Origin of the sequence: Actinotalea sp. JY-7876 (assembly GCF_014042015.1) — a bacterium.
Taxonomy (GTDB): Bacteria; Actinomycetota; Actinomycetes; order Actinomycetales; family Cellulomonadaceae; genus Actinotalea.
This window is the reverse complement of the sequence record NZ_CP059493.1, coordinates 3,359,383-3,376,007: the sequence shown is the minus strand read 5'-3', so window position 1 is coordinate 3,376,007 and position 16,625 is coordinate 3,359,383. Positions and strand designations below refer to the sequence as shown.

Below are 16,625 nucleotides of genomic sequence, written 5' to 3'. Positions count from 1 at the left end.
CCGCACTACCGCTCCCGGCCCCGCTCCGCGGCACCCACCCCGCTCCGCGGCACCCACCCCGCTCCGCGTCACCCACCCCGCTCCGCCTCGCCGCGGCCAGATGTTCGCGTCCGCGCATCCGCGCAGCTGGAGGCGTAAGGAACGTGGCCAGGTGTGCGGTTGCGCGGACGCGAACATCCGTGCGGCGGGAGGGAGGAGCGCGGCCGGGTGCGCAGACGCTCGGACGCGCGCATGCGTGCGGGTGGAGGGGTACGGAACGTGGCCAGGTGTGCGGTTGTGCGGACGCGAACATCTGGGCGGCTGGGTGGGTGCCGGAGCGGGCGGCGACCGGGGTGGGTGCCGGAGCGGGCGGGCGGGGGTAGGGGTAGCGGCGCGGACTGCGCGCCGGGGGACCGCCTCAGGGCTGGGGTGGGCGGACCGCGTCGAGGAGCAGGCGGGCGACGTCGAGCACCTCTGGCTTCGGCGCGGCGCCACCGGTGCCCCCCGCGCCGTCGGTGGCGGCGGAGGCCGCGGCCACGCCGTCGGTCAGCATGATCGTGCAGAAGGGGCACCCGGTCGCGATCGCCGACGCGCCCGTCCCGATGGCCTCGGCGGCGCGGTCGGTGCCGATCCGCGTGCCCGTGGTCTCCTCCATCCACACCCGCGCGCCGCCGCCGCCGCAGCAGAACGACCGCTCGCGCGTCCGCGGCATCTCCGCCAGGCGCACGCCGGGCAGCGCGCCGAGCAGCTCGCGCGGCGGCGTGTAGATCTGGTTGTGCCGCCCGAGGTAGCAGGGGTCGTGGTACGTCACGACGTCCTCGGCCGGCGCCTCGCCGGGCCGTGCCACCGGGGTGAGCCGGCCCTCGCCGACGAGCCGGTCGAGCAGCTCGGTGTGGTGCACGACGTCGTACCGCCCGCCGAGCTGCGGGTACTCCCGCGCGATCGTGTTGAAGCAGTGCGCGCACGTCACGACGATGCGCTGCGCCTTGGCCTCGGTGAGCACCTCGACGTTCGCCTGCGCCAGCATCTGGAAGAGGAACTCGTTGCCCGCGCGGCGCGCCGGGTCGCCGCTGCAGGACTCGCCGTCGCCGAGCACGGCGAAGCTGACGTCGGCGAGGTGCAGCAGCTCGGCCACCGCGCGCGTCGTCTTCTTGGCCCGGTCCTCGTACGCGCCCGCGCACCCGACCCAGAACAGGTACTCGACCTCGGACGCGTCCTCGACGTCGACGCCGATGACGCGCACCGGGAAGTCGAGGCCCTTCGCCCAGTCGAGCCGCTGGCGGGCGGGCAGCCCCCACGGGTTCGACTGCCGCTCGAGCTTGGTGAACATCGGCCCCAGCTCGTCCGGGAAGGCGGACTCCATGAGGACCTGGTTGCGGCGCAGGTCGACGATGTGGTCGACGTGCTCGATGTCGACGGGGCACTGCTGGACGCACGCGCCGCACATCGTGCAGTCCCACAGCGCCTGCGGGTCGACGACGTCGCCCACGAGCGTCAGGACGTCGACGCCGGCGTGGCTCTCGTCGGCCGGTCCGGGCCCGCCCTCCCACGGCAGCGGCACGTGCCCGGTCGTCGCGGTGTGCCCGGCCGGCTCCGTCGACGCGTTCGCCGCGGCCCGCAGGTACGGCGCCGTCGCGTACGCGTGGTCGCGCAGCGCCGTGACGACGAGCTTGGGCGAGAGCGGCTTGCCCGTGTTCCAGGCCGGGCACTGCTCCTGGCAGCGGCCGCACTCGGTGCACGTGGAGAAGTCGAGCAGGCCCTTCCAGGTGAAGTCCTCGACCTGCCCGACGCCGAGCCGGACGTCGTCGGGCAGGTCCTCCAGCTTCTCGAGGTCCACGGCCTCGCCGCCGACGCGGAGCGGCGGGAGCGCGCCGAGCGCCGGGCGACCGTCGACCTCGCGGCGGGCCCAGACGTTGACGACCGCGAGGAACCGGTGCCACGAGACGCCCATCGCGGGCCGCCGGCCCACGATCACCATCCAGCTCATCGAGATGAGGATCTTCAGCAGCGCGACGACCACGATCGCCGCCTCGACGGCGGCCGGGGACCAGCCGGTGAACCACTGGCCGAACCAGGCGGTGAGCGGGAAGTGCGCGAGCGACCCGGGCGCCGCCGGGTAGGTCCCCGCGCCCGGCGCGTGGACCTCCTGCGACAGCGGCGCGTAGGCGAACCAGCCGAGGGTGCTGCCCTGCACCGCCATCGCGTACTCGAGCCCGCGCAGCAGCAGCACGCACACCACCACGCCCAGGACGACGCCCTCGACGACGTAGGCCTGCGCCCAGTTCGATCCGAAGAACCGCGAGGCGCGCCCGTCCGGCGGCGCCATCTCCCCGGCGGGCGTCGACACCGCGGCCGACGGCCGCGCGGCCCGACCGCGTCGCGGGTGCTCGCGCTGGCGCACAGCGATGAGGAGCACGATCCCGACGAGCGAGAGCCACGCGATCGCCTCGGTCAGCCACTCGAACGGGAGCAGGCGCCCCACCAGCGGGACGGCGAAGTGCGGGTCGACGAGCTGGCCGTAGGCCTGGACGAGCGTGAGGAAGAGCAGCGGGAAGCTGACCATGACGGCCCAGTGCGCGACGCGGACGAACGGCCGGTGCTGGAACCGGCCGTGGCCGACCAGCTCCTTCGCCACCAGCCAGGTCCGTCGCACGGGGTGGTCGGTGCGGCCCGCCGCCGGCCCGCCCCGGCGCAGCGTGCGCACGATCGCGCGGACGCCGAGGGCGAACGTCCAGACCCCGACGACGGTCGCGGCCAGGGCGATGACCAGGGCGGTGAGCTGCAGCGCGGGCACCCTGTCACGCTAGCCGGTCGGTCGCGGCGGGCTCGTGACCGGCGCCCGGGCCGCCGCCCGCCGGTCCGGAGCAGCGCGGCCATGGCTTGACCCGGGCATGACCGCACGGTGAAGGTCACCGCATCGCAGCCGGTAGACTTGGACCCCCGGGGTGCTGCGACGGCGCCCGGGGGCCGGCGGGGCTCACCGCCACCCTTCTCAGCCTGACCCTGGCCCCGTGCCGCCGCACCCTCGGCGAGCGCGCCGGGCCGCCGACCGACCGACCACCGCCCAACAGGACGGAGCGGACGTGCTGCTGCTGCTCGCGGTTCACCTCCTGGTGGCCCTCGTCGCGCCCGCACTCTGCCGCCTCCTCGGACGCCGCGCGTTCCTGATCCTGGCCCTCGCGCCGGCCTCGGCCGCCGCGTGGGCGCTCAGCCAGACGAGCGCCGTCATGGCCGGGGACGGCCCCGTCGAGATCGTCGAGTGGGTCCCGTCCATCGGGATGGAGCTGGCGTTCCGCCTCGACACGCTGTCGTGGCTCATGGTGCTGCTCGTGGGCGGCGTCGGGGCGCTCGTGCTCGTGTACTCGTCGGCCTACTTCTCGCGGTCCGCGTCGGGCCTCGGCCGGTTCGGCGGGGTCCTCGTCGCCTTCGCCGGCTCGATGCTGGGCCTCGTCACGACCGACGACATGCTGCTCCTGTACACGTTCTGGGAGCTCACGACCGTCTTCTCCTACCTGCTGATCGGCCACTACGCCGACCGCAAGGCGTCCCGCCGCGCGGCGATGCAGGCCATCATCCTCACGACCGCGGGCGGCCTCGCGATGCTCGTGGGGCTGGTGATCCTCGGCGAGCACGCGGGCACCTACCGGATGTCGGAGGTCATCGCGGACCCGCCGTCGGGCGCCGGCGTCACGGTCGCCGTCGTGCTGCTGCTCGCGGGGGCCGTGAGCAAGTCCGCGCTCGTGCCCCTGCACTTCTGGCTGCCGTCGGCCATGGCCGCGCCGACGCCCGTCTCGGCCTACCTGCACGCCGCCGCGATGGTCAAGGCCGGCGTGTACCTCGTCGCGCGGTTCGCCCCCGGATTCGCCGACCTGGCGGCGTGGCAGGTCGTGGTGCTGGGACTCGGCGCGTGGACGCTGGTCCACGGCGGCTACCGCGCGCTGCGCCAGTACGACCTCAAGCTGGTCCTCGCCTTCGGCACCGTGAGCCAGCTCGGCCTGCTGGTCATGCTCGTCGGGTCCGGCTCGCGCGCCGCCGCGCTCGCGGGCATCGCGATGCTCGGCGCCCACGCCATGTTCAAGGCGTCGCTGTTCCTCACGGTCGGCGTCGTCGACGCCGCCACCGGCACGCGTGACCTGCGCCGGCTCTCCGGGGTGGGCCGCAAGCTCCCGCTCACCGCCGCGGCCGGCGCGCTCGCCACGGCGTCGATGATCGGCCTGCCGCCGTTCGCCGGCTACGTCGCCAAGGAGGCGGCGCTCGAGGCGCTCCTGCACGACGTCGGCACCCTGCCCGGGCTCCTCGTGCTCGTCGCGATGGTCGTCGGGTCCACCCTGACCGTGGCCTACGGCCTGCGGTTCTGGTGGGGCGCGTTCGCGCGCAAGGAGGGCGTCGACGACGTGCTGGACGACGCCGTCGACAAGCGCGGCACGGAGGCCCGGGCCGGGCGGGGCGCCGAGGAGCCGGTCGCGGTCAGCCAGCCGTCGCTCGTCCTGGTGGTCCCCGCCGCGCTGCTGGCCCTCCTCGGCCTCGTTGCGGCGCTGGTACCCACCGTCGGCGAGGAGCTGCTGAGCCCCTACGCGGACACGCTCCCGGGCGAGCCGGGGCACCTGGCGCTGTGGGCCGGGCTGACGCCCGCGCTCGGGCTCACGGTCCTGGTCCTGGTCGCCGGCGTGCTGCTGTTCTGGTGCCGGGCGGCCGTGGAGCGCGCGCAGGCGCGGGTCAGCGTGCCGCTCGAGGCCGACGGCGTCTACCGCCGCACCATGCGCCGTCTCGACGACCTCGCCGCGGACGTCACCGCCCTCACCCAGCGTGGTTCGCTGCCGCTGTACCTGGGCACGATCTTCGTCGTGTTCGTCGCGCTCGCCTGGAGCGCCATGGGCAACGGTCCCGCGTTCGCGGACCTCCAGGTCCGCGCCTGGGACACGCCCGTGCAGCTGCTCGCGGGCGGGCTCGCCGCCGTCGCGGCCGTCCTCGCGGCCCGCGCCCGACGCCGGCTCAAGGCGGTCGTCCTCGCGGGCGTCAGCGGCTACGGCGTCGCGGCGATCTTCGTGCTGCACGGGGCGCCGGACCTCGCGCTGACGCAGATCCTCGTGGAGACGATCACGCTCGTCGTCTTCGTCCTCGTGCTGCGGCGGCTCCCCGCGTACTTCTCGGTGCGCCCGCTGGCGGGCAGCCGGTGGGTCCGGCTCGCCATCGGCGCGGCCGTCGGCCTGACGGTCGGTGCGCTCGCGCTCATCGTGCCCAACGCGCGGGTCGACGCCCCGGTCTCGACGGACTTCGCCGAGGAGGCCTACGTCTACGGCGGCGGCAAGAACATCGTCAACGTGACGCTCGTGGACATCCGCGCCTGGGACACCATGGGCGAGATCTCGGTGCTCCTGGTCGCCGCGACCGGCGTCGCCTCGCTGATCTTCCTCAGCCGGCGCAGCGGCGAGGTGCTGCGCACCCGCGACCTGGACGAGGACAGCTCCGTGTGGGCCCAGGCGGGCGACCCGATGAGCGCGTTGCGCGGCCCCGCCGCCGGGGCGCGTGCGCGGGTCACGGACCCCGCCTCCGCCGACGGTGACGACGGCGACGTGCTCGCGGGCGACGAGCCGGGCGGGCAGCGGCGTCATCGCGGTCCGCGCGCGCCAGCGCTCGGCGAGGGTCGCCAGCGGGAGTGGCTGCGCGGGGGCAGCACGCTCGCGCCCCAGCGCCGGTCGGTGATCCTCGAGATCACGACCCGGCTGCTCTTCCACTCGATGATCGTCTTCGCGGTCTTCCTGCTCTTCTCGGGCCACAACGCGCCGGGCGGCGGCTTCGCGGCCGGCCTCGTCGTCGGGATCGCCCTCATCGTGCGGTACCTCGCGGGCGGCCGGTACGAGCTGGGCGAGGCCGCACCCGTCCACCCCGGCCTGCTCCTCGGCACCGGGCTGTTCCTGTCGGCCGGCGTCGGTCTGGTCGCGATCCTCGCCGGCGGCTCGGTCCTGCAGAGCGTGATCATCGAGATGGACCTGCCGCTGCTCGGCCACGTCAAGCTCGTGACGTCGCTCTTCTTCGACTTCGGCGTGTTCCTCGTGGTGATCGGGCTGATGCTCGACATCCTGCGCAGCCTCGGGGCCGAGATCGACCGGCACGGCGAGGAGGCCGGCACGGCGGAGGTCTCGGACGAGCTCCCCGTGGCTCCGCAGGCGACCGACGACCCCGGCGTCGCGGCGGCGGCAGGGTCCGCGCGGGGCTCCGGCACGTCCGACGCGGGAGGACCCTCATGATCGAGATGTCCCCGAGCCTCGCTCTCGTCGCCACGATCGTCGTCCTCGTGACGGTGGGCGTCTACCTGCTGCTCGAGCGGAGCCTGACCCGCGTGCTGCTCGGCGTGATCATCCTGGGCAACGGCGTCAACCTCCTCTTCCTGGTGGCGGGCGGCCGTGCGGGCGGCGCCCCGATCATCGGGCTCACGCCCGAGGGCGAGATGAGCGACCCGCTGCCCCAGGCGATGGTGCTGACCGCGATCGTCATCACCCTGGGCATGACCGCCTTCCTGCTGGCGATGGCGTACCGGTCCTGGCAGCTCAACCGGCACGACGAGGTCCAGGACGACCTGGAGGACCGCCGGATCGCCCGGCGCGCGGCCGCGGACCAGGCGGCCTACGCCGACGCCGACGCCGACGTCACCACCACCCTCGACGAGGATGCGGAGTCCGTGCGCGACGAGACCGGACCGGTGGACCAGGGCATCGACGGCGACGGCGCGCCGATGCACGCGACGCTCGACGAGGCCGCGTCCGGCCGGCGCGACCGCGGGGGTGACGCGTGAACCTCAGCGACCTGACCTGGGTGGTGCCGCTGCCCGTCGTGCTGCCCCTCTTCGGCGCCGGCCTCGCCCTCGCGCTGTGGAGGCACGGGCGCGCCCAGGGCGTCATCAGCGTCATCGTGCTCTCGCTCGTCCTCGCCTCCTCGGTCGTCCTCCTGGTGGCCGCCGACCAGGGCCCGCTGGTGCTCGACGTCGGTGGCTGGGCGGCGCCCGTGGGCATCGACCTGGTCGCCGACCGGCTCTCCGCGCTCATGCTCACCGTCTCGTCGGCGGTGACCCTGTGCGTCCTGCTGTACTCGCTCGCCCAGGGCGTCGAGGACGGCGACGCCGAGACGCCGATCGCGATCTTCCACCCGACGTACCTGGTCCTGACCGCGGGGGTCGCGAACGCGTTCCTCTCCGGCGACCTGTTCAACCTGTACGTCGGCTTCGAGATCCTGCTCGCGGCGTCGTACGTGCTCATCACCCTGGGTGGGACGGGCGAGCGCATCCGGGCGGGCACGATCTACGTCGTCGTCTCGCTCACCTCGTCGGTCATCTTCCTGCTCGCGATCGCGCTGGTGTACGCGGCGACGGGCACCGTGAACATGGCGCAGCTCGCCGAGCGGCTGCCGGAGGTGGACCCCACCGTCTCGCTCGCGCTGCAGCTGCTCCTGCTGCTCGCCTTCGGGATCAAGGCCGCGGTGTTCCCGCTCTCGGCCTGGCTGCCCGACTCCTACCCGACCGCGCCCGCGCCCGTGACCGCCGTCTTCGCGGGCCTGCTCACCAAGGTCGGCGTCTACGCGGTGATCCGGACCCAGACGCTGCTGTTCCCCGACGGCCGGGTCGACGACCTGCTGATGTGGGTCGCGCTGCTGACCATGGTCGTGGGCATCCTGGGCGCCGTCGCGCAGAACGACATCAAGCGACTCGTGTCGTTCACGCTGGTCAGCCACATCGGCTACATGATCTTCGGCATCGCGCTGTCGTCGGAGCAGGGCCTCGCGTCGGCGATCTTCTACGTCGCGCACCACATCACCGTCCAGACCGCGCTGTTCCTGGTGGTCGGCCTGGTGGAGCGCCGCGGCGGGTCGACGTCGCTCGACGACCTGGGCGGGCTCGCCAAGCTCGCGCCGGTGCTCGCCGTCCTGTTCTTCATCCCCGCCATGAACCTCGCGGGGATCCCGCCGCTGTCGGGCTTCCTCGGCAAGGCAGGTCTGCTCCAGGCGGGCGCCGCCGTGGGCACGCCGTTGGCGTGGGCGCTGGTCGCCGGCGCCGTCGTCACCTCGCTGCTGACCCTGTACGCCATCGTCAAGGCGTGGAACAAGGCGTTCTGGCAGACGCCGCCCGTGGAGCCGCCGGCCGCTCGCCTGCCCGGCGGCATGCTCGGCCCCGCGGGCGCGCTCGTCGCGCTCGGCCTCACCCTCACCGTCGTCGCCGGGCCGCTCTTCGCCTACACCGAGCGTGCCTCGCTGACCCTGCGCGACCGCGACCAGTACATCACCGCGGTCCTGCCGGACGGCTCGCGGGGCGAGGGCCAGTCGGCCGACGTGACGGAGGAGGCCGAGGGATGAGCCTGCACCCGCGCCGCCGCTCGCTCGGCTTCCCCCTCCTCGCCGTCGCCTGGCTGACGGTCATCTGGGTGCTGCTCTGGGGAGACCTGAGCATCGCCAACGTGCTGTCCGGCATCGTCATCGCGGTCGTCGTCGTGCGGCTGCTGCGCATGCCGGTGATCGACTTCCACGGGCGCGTCCATCCCGGGGCGCTGGCCTACCTGCTCTACCGGTTCGCGGTCGACCTCGTGGTCGCCAGCACCCAGGTCACCCTGCTGGCCCTGGATCCGCGCCGGACCCCGCGCAGCGCCGTCATCGCCGTCCAGCTGCGCTCCCACTCGGACCTCTACCTCACGCTCACGGCGCAGTTCTGCTCGCTGGTGCCCGGGTCCGTCGTCGTCGAGGCCCACCGCACGACCGGGATGCTCTACGTGCACGTGCTGGACGTCGACATGGCGCACGGTGTGGACGCCGCCCGCCAGCACGTCCTGGACCAGGAGGAGCGCATCCTGCGCGCGCTGGCGTCGGACGAGGAGCTGGCGCAGGTCGGTCTGCGCCGGCGCCCCGAGGACACCCCGGCCGTCGCGTCGGGCGCGTCGAGCGGGGGTGCGCGATGACCGTCGTCGTGCTGGTGTGCGGCGCCCTCCTGGGCTCGGCCGCGGTGCTCGCCCTCATCCGGGCCGAGAAGGGCCCGAGCATGCTCGACCGCACGGTCGCGCTCGACATCCTCACCGGCGCCCTCGTCGGGGGCATCGCGCTCGAGGCGGCGTGGTCGCGGCGGGTCGACACCGTGCCGATCCTCGTCGTGCTGTCGCTGGTCGGGTTCCTCGCCTCGGTCACGGTCGCGCGCTTCGCCGCCGTCGAGACCGAGGGCGAGGGCCGCATCCTCACGCGCGAGGAGCTCGCGGCGCTCGAGAACGAGCGCATCGAGGCCGAGCGTGCGGAACGCGAGAGCAGCGACGAGGAGCACCGCGGCGGCCGCGCGAAGGGGGAGGTGTCATGAGCTGGGAGACCGTGCTCGACGTCGTCGCGTGGCTCTGCCTGCTGGGTGGCTCGCTGCTCGCGTTCTCGGCCGGCGTCGGCGTCGTCCGCTTCCCGGATCTGCTGGCGCGCATGCACACGGCGGCCAAGCCGCAGGTGCTCGGACTCCTGCTGCTCATGCTCGGGCTCGGCCTGCGCCTGCGGACGGGGCACATCATCTGGATGCTCGTGCTGGTCGTGCTGTTCCAGATGCTCACGGCGCCGGTCGCGTCCCACATGCTCTCGCGCGCGGGCTACCGGACCGGCAAGGTGCGCAGCGAGATGCTCGTCGTGGACGAGCTGACGCGTGACATGGAGGCCGCCCAGGCGCAGGCGAGCCGCGAGGAGCAGCAGGACGAGCGCGAGGGCGGCCCCGCAGTCAGCGGATGATCTTGGCGGCGCCGCGCGTCGCGAGCACCCGGGCCAGCGCGACGATGGCCCCCGAGATCGCCGCCGAGGCGAGCACCTCCCCGACGCGTGCGTCGCCCGGGTCCTCCGCCTTGGGCGGCTTGTGGCCGAGCACCTTGTTCCAGCTCCGGTCGATGAGCTGGTTCGCCAGCCACGCCGCGCCCAGCGCGAACCCGAGGCCGACGGCCTTGGCGACCCACGACTCCTTCTTGGACTCCACGGTTCCTCCTGATGATCGTCCTGTCGAGAGGCTAGTGCCGCACGGGTCGCCGCGCGCCCGCTGGTGCGGGGCGTCCGCCTCACCCCAGCCGGAACCCGCGGATCGACACAGTCAGACGGCCGTGTGCGCCGGGTCCTCGTCCGTGCCCGCCGCGCGCCGCTCGCGCGCGCGGTCCAGGCGGGCCATGACGGGCGTCGCCGCGACGCCGTGGAGCAGGATCGAGCCGACCACGACGAGCGCGACGACGGCCCAGATGCGCTGCGGGTCGGCGAAGTCCCCGTGCTCCAGCGCGTACGCCACGTAGAAGAGCGAGCCGACGCCGCGCACGCCGAAGAAGGCGATCACCCGGCGCTCCCGGCGGCCCGTGCGTCCGCCCGCGAGGCCGATCATCCCGGTGAGGGGACGGACCACGAGGAGGAACAGCGCGGCGAAGGCGACGTCGGCCCACCCGATCCCGGCGAGCAGCCCGCGTGCCACGGCGCCGCCGAGCATGACGATCACCACCACGGTGAGCAGGCGCTCGACCTGCTCCACGAAGGAGTGCAGGACCGCGTGGTACTCGTCGTGGCGCTCGACGTCGCGCAAGGCGACGGCGCAGACGAAGACGGCGACGAAGCCGTAGCCCTCCGCGAGCTCGACCGCGCCGTAGGCGAGGAACGTCGCGGCCAGCGCGACGAAGCCCTGCGCGTGCTCGCTCAGGTGTCGCCGTCGGGCGAAGTCGGAGAAGAAGAGCCGGCCCAGGAGCCGGCCCACGACCGCGCCGCCCAGCACGCCGACGGCGATGCGCCAGCCGACGTCGACGACCAGCCACTCGCCGGCCCAGCCGTCGAGCGCCGGTCCGGCCACGCTGATCGCGATGGCCGCGTACGTGAAGGGGAAGGCGAGCCCGTCGTTGAGGCCGGCCTCGGCCGTCAGGGCGAACCGGGCCTCGTCGTCGTCCTGCCCCGGCTGGGCCGTCGGCTCGTTGACCTGCACCTCGCTCGCGAGGACGGGATCTGTCGGTGCGACGGCGGCCGCGACGAGCACGGCCGCGGCGAGCCCGAGCCCGAGCAGCCACGACCCGAGCACCACGGCCGCGATGATCGACAGCGGCATGGTGATGCCGAGGAGCCGCCACGTGGTGGCCCACGGGCGCAGCCCGACGCTGCGGTTGATCGCCAGCCCTGCGCCCATGAGGGACACGACGACGCAGATCTCGGTGAGGTGGAGCGCGACGACGTGGTGCTCGACCGGATCCGGGTCGGGCAGGCCGGGCAGCAGCGTGAAGGCCAGGATGCTGGCGCCCAGGAAGACGGCTGGCATCGACAGCGGCGCGCGGTGCAGCGCCCGGGGCAGTACGGCGGCGGCGAGGGTCGCGACGCCGATGACGGCGAAGACGGCCCCGCTGCCGTCGAACTGGATCACCGCATCACGTCGGCTCGAGCCAGAGGTAGACGTTCTGGCCGGACTCGTGCGCGGCAGCGACCAGGCCCGTGATGGAGCGCACCAGCGGCTGCAGGTCCTCGCCCGCCGCGTCCATCTCCTCCGACGCCGCCCACGCCTGCGCGACCTCCCCGGGCGCGTCGGCGTCCTCGGGCGCGTCGAGCTGCGCCAGCACCTCGCACAGGAACGGCGGCAGCCGGAAGAGGAGCTCGTGGTCGAGGTCCACCTCGGCCACCTCGAGGTCCCCGCTGCCGAAGCGGACGGCCTTCGCGGCGATCTCGCCGAGCACCTCGAGGTCGACGGGCGTCAGCGAGACGTCCAGCGCCGACGTCGCGTCGTCGAGGTCGTCCCCGGCGTCGAGCGCGTCGGCGCGGGCGATCGCCTCGGCGTGGGTCCCTGCGAAGAGCTGTGAGACGAGCGACATGGCCGTCCTCCCGGGGTGCTGCTGGGCCGTGTCGCGAGCGTAACCAGCAGCCGCCCGCGTGTCCCGGCGTACGTCAGCGGGCGGGTCCGGTCACGTCCTCGCGGTCGACGAGCAGCGCGTCCGCGGCCGCCGCTCAGGGGCGGGCGGAGCCCTGGATCGCGTCGACGATGCTCTTCGCCGCCCCGCGCTTGACGCCGACGTTGAGGCGCACGAGCGAGGCGCCGTCGGCCGGGTCCACCAGCGAGATCTCGTTGAGCACCATCGAGCGCCACCGGACCTCCAGCGCGGCGCGGGGCGCGGCGAAGATCGTCTCGCCGATGCCCGCGCCCATGGCCGTGCGCGCGATGAGCAGCACCCGCTCGGTCGTGCCCACGAACCACGCGGCGGGCGGGACGACGGCGACCATCAGGCCCACCGATCCGCCCGTCGCGGCCAGGGTCGCCATCGACGCCGCGGCGCCCGCGAGCGTCTTCGCCGAGAAGTCCCGCTTCGTGCCGCCCTTGACCTGGACCGTCGTCACGGCGAGCACGCGCTCTCCCTCGACCAGCTGCGCCTGGACGTGCTCGAGGAGGTCGGACTTGGCGGACATGGCGGCTCCTGCCGGACGGCTCGTCGGACGGCGCCAGCGTAGGGGCGGGCGGCGGGCCCCAGCAGGACCATGAGGGTGATCGGCGCCGTGTCGACGTCGCACGAACCGGCCGCGGACCTGCGGCGGTAGAGTCGGCTCCGAACGACAGGGGAGCGTCGCCCGGGCCACCGGGCGCAGGACGCTGAGAGTGCGGGTGACCGCAGACCCTCGAACCTGATCCGGGTGATGCCGGCGTAGGGAGTCGGGAACGTCTCAGACGTCGTCCACGTCGGCGCGGCACGATGCCGCGGCCGCCGCGGATGGCGTCCCCCTCCTGCTACCACGAGGAGGAGCCATGGCGAGGATCGCCACCCACCACCGCACGCGACGGCTCGCGCCGTACGCGGCCCTCGCCGTGCTGCCGCTCGCGGCGTGCTCCGCGATCGGCGCCGACCCGGAGCCCGCGGCGTCCGGCGACGGCGCCGGCACGGTCGTGCTCGTCACGCACGACTCGTTCGCGCTGTCCGACGACGTCGTCGCGGCCTTCGAGGCGGAGACCGGCCTCACGCTCGAGACCCGCGCGCCCGGCGACGGCGGCGCGCTCGTCAACCAGCTGATCCTCACCAAGGACGCCCCGCTGGGCGACGTCGTCTACGGCATCGACACTACCTTCGCGAGCCGCGCGATCGCCGAGGGCGTGCTCGAGCCCTACGAGTCGCCGGCGGCCGGCGCGGACGTGGCCGCGCACGCGGTCGACGACGGCCACCACCTGACGGCGGTCGACGTGGGCGACGTGTGCGTCAACGTCGACCACGAGTGGTTCGCCGAGGCGGGCGTCCCCGAGCCGACGACGCTGGCCGACCTGACCGATCCCGCCTACCGGGACCTGCTCGTCGTGACGAACCCGGCGACGTCGTCGCCGGGTCTGGCGTTCCTGCTGGCCACCGTCGCGGAGCTCGGCGAGGACGGCTGGGAGCAGTACTGGACGGCGCTGCGGGACAACGGCGTCAAGGTCGTCTCCGGCTGGTCGGACGCGTACTACGTCGACTTCTCGGGCCCGTCGAGCGAGGGGGAGCGCCCCCTCGTGCTCAGCTACGCCTCGTCGCCGCCCTCGGAGGTCGCCGAGGGCGCGACGCAGGCGCCCACCGGCGCGCTGCTCGACACCTGCTTCCGCCAGGTCGAGTACGCGGGGGTCCTGGCCGGGGCCGCCAACCCCGACGGCGCCCGCCAGGTCGTCGACTGGCTGCTGAGCCAGGACGTCCAGGCGGACCTGCCCGGCAGCATGTACGTCTACCCCGTGGACACGTCGGTGCCGCTGCCGGACGCCTGGGCCCAGCACGCACCGCTGCCGGCCGAGCCCCTGACACTGGACCCCGCGCTCATCAGCGAGCACCGCGACGCCTGGATCGAGCGCTGGACGGAGATCGTGATCGGGTGAGCGCCACCCTGCCGGCCGAGCCCGCCACGCCCCCGCGCGCGCTCGTCGCGCCGGGGGCCTGGCCGGTCGCGCGCCGGTGGGTCGGCTGGGGGCTGGCGGCGGGCCTGCCGCTGCTGTTCCTCGGCGTGTTCTTCGCGTACCCCGTCCTCGCGCTGCTGCGGCTGGGCTTCGTCGGCGACACCGGCGGGCCGGACCTGTCCGGCGTCGCCGACGTGCTCGGCCGCGCCCGGACGTGGCGGATCATCGGCACGACGCTGGGCCAGTCCGTGGTCGGCACGGCGCTGTCCCTGGTGCTCGGCCTACCCGTGGCCTTCCTGCTGCACCGGCGCGAGTTCCGCGGGCGCCGGGCCCTGCGCGCGTTCGTCGTCGTGCCGTTCGTGCTGCCCACCGTGGTCGTGGGCGTGGCGTTCCGCTCCGTCCTGGCCGACTCCGGACCGCTGGGGTTCCTCGGCATCGACGGGACGTTCGCGGGCGTCGTCGCGGCGCTCGTGTTCTTCAACCTGGCCGTCGTGGTGCGCACGGTCGGCGGATTCTGGGCCGGGCTGGACCCGCGCGCCGAGCAGGCCGCGCGCGCGCTCGGCGCCTCGCCCTGGCGGGCGTTCCGGCACGTCACGCTGCCCGCGCTCACGCCCGCGATCGCGTCGGCCGCGGCGATCGTCTTCCTCTTCTGCGCGACGGCGTTCGGCGTCGTCCTCGTGCTCGGCGGGACCGGCTACGGCACCGTGGAGACGGAGATCTGGGTCCAGACGACGCAGTTCCTGGACCTGCGCGCGGCGGCGGTGCTCTCGGTCGTCCAGATCGCCGTCGTCGCGGGGTGCCTGCTGCTCGCCGGCCGCGCCCGGAGCAGCCGCGAGCGCGCCCTGCAGCTCCTGCCCGACGCCGGCCCGCCGCGGCTCGCGCTGCGCGGCCCCGCCCGGCGCCGGGGCGACGTCCTCGCGGTCGCCGTGACGGCCGTCGTCGTCGGCGTGCTGCTCGTGCTGCCGCTCGCCACGGTGGTCGTGCGCTCGCTGCGCACGCCGACGGGGTGGGGCCTGGGCAACTACGTCGCCCTCGGCACGACGGGCGGCGCCAACGCGCTCAGCGTGACGGTGTGGGAGGCGGCGCTGACGTCGGTCCGGATCGCCGTGGACGCGACGGTGATCGCCGTCGTCGTCGGTGGGCTCGTCGCGCTGGTCGCCTCGCGCCGGCCCCGCGCGCCCGGCGCCCGGCGCGCGGTGCGGGTCCTGGACGCGCTGTTCATGCTGCCGCTCGGCGTCTCGGCGGTGACGGTCGGGTTCGGGTTCCTCGTCACCTTCGACCGGCCCTTCGGCCTGGACCTCGACCTGCGCTCGTCCGCGGCGCTCATCCCCGTCGCCCAGGCCGTGGTGGCGACCCCGCTCGTGGTGCGTAGCGTGCTGCCCGTGCTGCGCGCCGTCGACACCCGCCTCCACGAGGCCGCTGGCGTCCTCGGGGCGACGCCCGCGCAGGTGCTGCGGCACGTCGACTGGCCGGTCGCGGCGCGCTCCCTGGGGGTCGCGGTCGGCTTCGCGTTCGCCGTCAGCCTCGGCGAGTTCGGGGCGACGTCGTTCCTTGCGCGGCCCGAGCGGCCGACCCTGCCGGTCGTGATCTTCCGGCTGCTGGGGCGGCCGGGCGCCGAGAACCTCGGCATGGCGCTCGCGGCCGCGGTGCTGCTGGGGCTCATGACGGCGCTGGTCATGGGCCTGGCCGAACGGCTGCGCCCGGCGGGCGGGACCGAGCTGTGAGCGGGGCGGAGGGACCCGGCGCGACCGGCCTGGCCGTGCGCGACGCCGTCGTGCACTACCGGGACGACGACGGGACGGTAGCGACGGCCGTCGACCACCTGTCGCTCGACGTGGCGCCGGGCGAGGTGCTCGCCCTCCTGGGGCCGTCGGGGAGCGGGAAGTCGAGCCTCCTGCGCGCCGTCGCCGGGCTCGAGCCGCTGTCCGCCGGGCGCATCACCTGGGACGGCGCCGACCTCGCGGGGGTGCCCGTGCACCGGCGCGGCTTCGGGCTGATGTTCCAGGACGGGCAGCTGTTCCCCCACCGCGACGTCGCGCGCAACGTGGCCTTCGGGCTCGAGATGGCGGGGGCGACGCGTGCCGAGCAGCGCGCGCGGGTCGCCGAGCTGCTGGAGCTGGTGGGGCTGGCCGGGTTCGAGCGGCGCGAGGTGGCGACGCTGTCCGGCGGGGAGCGGCAGCGCGTCGCCCTCGCGCGCTCGCTGGCCCCGCGCCCGCGGCTGCTGCTGCTCGACGAGCCGCTCTCGGCGCTCGACCGGTCCCTGCGCGAGCGCCTCGCGGCCGAGGTGCGCGCGGCCCTCGTCGCGACCGGCACGACGGCCGTGTTCGTCACCCACGACCACGACGAGGCCTTCACGGTCGCCGACCGGATCGCGGTGCTCGACGCCGGGCGCCTGCTGCAGGCTGCGCCGCCCGTGGTGCTGTGGCACGAGCCCGCGTGCCGGCGGGTGGCCGAGTTCCTCGGGTACGAGGCGTTCGTCGCGGCGGCGTCGCAGGTGGGTGCGCTGCTGGGTGGCGGGCCGGGCGGCGCGACGCTCGCGCTGGGCCCGGGATCCCTGGCGCGCGACGACGACGGTCCGCTGACGGGCCGCGTGCTCAGCGCGGCGTTCGGCCGGGGCGTGGTGGAGGCGGTGGTCGAGGTGGACGGCGTCGGCCCGGTGACGGTCGTCGAGCCGAGCACCCCGGCGGGCGCGGCGCGCGGCCTGCCGGCGCCGGGCACCCCGGTGCGCCTGCGCGCCAACCGCGCCGCCATCGCCGTCCTCCCCTGACCCGCCCCACCTCCTCCGCCCCCAACCCCACCCGCCCCA

The 16,625-nt window shown here is 74.7% G+C and carries 14 protein-coding genes and 1 riboswitch; of the genes, 9 read left to right on the top strand and 5 right to left on the bottom strand.

The genetic code is table 11. From position 1 onward, the window contains the following. Positions 1-397 precede the first annotated feature (397 nt). Positions 398-2,773 (bottom strand): (Fe-S)-binding protein, encoded by a 2,376-nt coding sequence (locus H2O74_RS15615; protein ID WP_182112414.1) that lies wholly within the window; start codon positions 2,771-2,773, stop codon positions 398-400. A 289-nt stretch (positions 2,774-3,062) separates the two neighbouring features. On the opposite strand from H2O74_RS15615, the gene H2O74_RS15610 reads away from it, so the two are divergent. From H2O74_RS15610 to mnhG, 6 genes are read left to right on the top strand one after another with little or no spacing between them, the layout of a single operon-like run. Continuing rightward, complete coding sequence (locus tag H2O74_RS15610) at positions 3,063-6,227, top strand: Na+/H+ antiporter subunit A (protein ID WP_182112413.1); 3,165 nt, start codon at positions 3,063-3,065, stop codon at positions 6,225-6,227. Then, a complete protein-coding gene (locus H2O74_RS15605; RefSeq protein WP_182112412.1) occupies positions 6,224-6,772 on the top strand; it encodes a Na(+)/H(+) antiporter subunit C in 549 nt (182 codons plus the stop codon). Before H2O74_RS15610 ends, H2O74_RS15605 begins: the two co-directional genes overlap by 4 nt. Continuing rightward, a complete protein-coding gene (locus H2O74_RS15600; RefSeq protein ID WP_255491674.1) occupies positions 6,769-8,322 on the top strand; it encodes a Na+/H+ antiporter subunit D in 1,554 nt (517 codons plus the stop codon). Before H2O74_RS15605 ends, H2O74_RS15600 begins: the two co-directional genes overlap by 4 nt. Continuing rightward, positions 8,319-8,918, top strand: a complete 600-nt coding sequence (locus tag H2O74_RS15595; protein ID WP_182112411.1) for a Na+/H+ antiporter subunit E — start codon at positions 8,319-8,321, stop codon at positions 8,916-8,918. The genes H2O74_RS15600 and H2O74_RS15595 overlap by 4 nt, the downstream gene beginning before the upstream one ends. Next, complete coding sequence (locus H2O74_RS15590) at positions 8,915-9,304, top strand: monovalent cation/H+ antiporter complex subunit F (protein ID WP_182112410.1); 390 nt, start codon at positions 8,915-8,917, stop codon at positions 9,302-9,304. Before H2O74_RS15595 ends, H2O74_RS15590 begins: the two co-directional genes overlap by 4 nt. Then, complete coding sequence (mnhG, locus tag H2O74_RS15585) at positions 9,301-9,711, top strand: monovalent cation/H(+) antiporter subunit G (RefSeq protein WP_182112409.1); 411 nt, start codon at positions 9,301-9,303, stop codon at positions 9,709-9,711. The genes H2O74_RS15590 and mnhG overlap by 4 nt, the downstream gene beginning before the upstream one ends. Here mnhG and H2O74_RS15580 read toward each other — a convergent pair. The 4 genes from H2O74_RS15580 to H2O74_RS15565 form a co-directional block, all read right to left on the bottom strand. Next, positions 9,701-9,949: a DUF4235 domain-containing protein gene (locus tag H2O74_RS15580; protein ID WP_182112408.1), complete on the bottom strand. Its 249-nt coding sequence runs from the start codon at positions 9,947-9,949 to the stop codon at positions 9,701-9,703. The two genes, mnhG and H2O74_RS15580, sit on opposite strands and share 11 nt — an antisense overlap. Before the next feature lie 111 nt (positions 9,950-10,060). Continuing rightward, positions 10,061-11,353, bottom strand: a complete 1,293-nt coding sequence (locus H2O74_RS15575) for a sodium:proton antiporter (protein ID WP_182112407.1) — start codon at positions 11,351-11,353, stop codon at positions 10,061-10,063. A 4-nt stretch (positions 11,354-11,357) separates the two neighbouring features. Then, positions 11,358-11,795 (bottom strand): hypothetical protein, encoded by a 438-nt coding sequence (locus H2O74_RS15570; RefSeq protein ID WP_182112406.1) that lies wholly within the window; start codon positions 11,793-11,795, stop codon positions 11,358-11,360. Positions 11,796-11,928: 133 nt separating this feature from the next. Beyond that, positions 11,929-12,384 carry a hypothetical protein gene (locus H2O74_RS15565; protein ID WP_182112405.1) on the bottom strand — a complete coding sequence of 152 codons (456 nt, stop codon included), beginning with the start codon at positions 12,382-12,384 and terminating at the stop codon, positions 11,929-11,931. A 136-nt stretch (positions 12,385-12,520) separates the two neighbouring features. Then, a riboswitch (TPP riboswitch) is annotated at positions 12,521-12,641 on the top strand. A 77-nt stretch (positions 12,642-12,718) separates the two neighbouring features. Between H2O74_RS15565 and H2O74_RS15560 the strand changes: the two genes are divergently transcribed. The 3 genes from H2O74_RS15560 to H2O74_RS15550 are packed head-to-tail and all read left to right on the top strand — an operon-like array spanning position 12,719 to position 16,586. Continuing rightward, positions 12,719-13,801 (top strand): thiamine ABC transporter substrate binding subunit, encoded by a 1,083-nt coding sequence (locus H2O74_RS15560; RefSeq protein ID WP_182112404.1) that lies wholly within the window; start codon positions 12,719-12,721, stop codon positions 13,799-13,801. Beyond that, a complete protein-coding gene (locus tag H2O74_RS15555; protein WP_182112403.1) occupies positions 13,798-15,543 on the top strand; it encodes an iron ABC transporter permease in 1,746 nt (581 codons plus the stop codon). Before H2O74_RS15560 ends, H2O74_RS15555 begins: the two co-directional genes overlap by 4 nt. Next, complete coding sequence (locus H2O74_RS15550; RefSeq protein ID WP_182112402.1) at positions 15,540-16,586, top strand: ABC transporter ATP-binding protein; 1,047 nt, start codon at positions 15,540-15,542, stop codon at positions 16,584-16,586. The genes H2O74_RS15555 and H2O74_RS15550 overlap by 4 nt, the downstream gene beginning before the upstream one ends. The last annotated feature ends 39 nt before the right edge of the window (positions 16,587-16,625 follow it).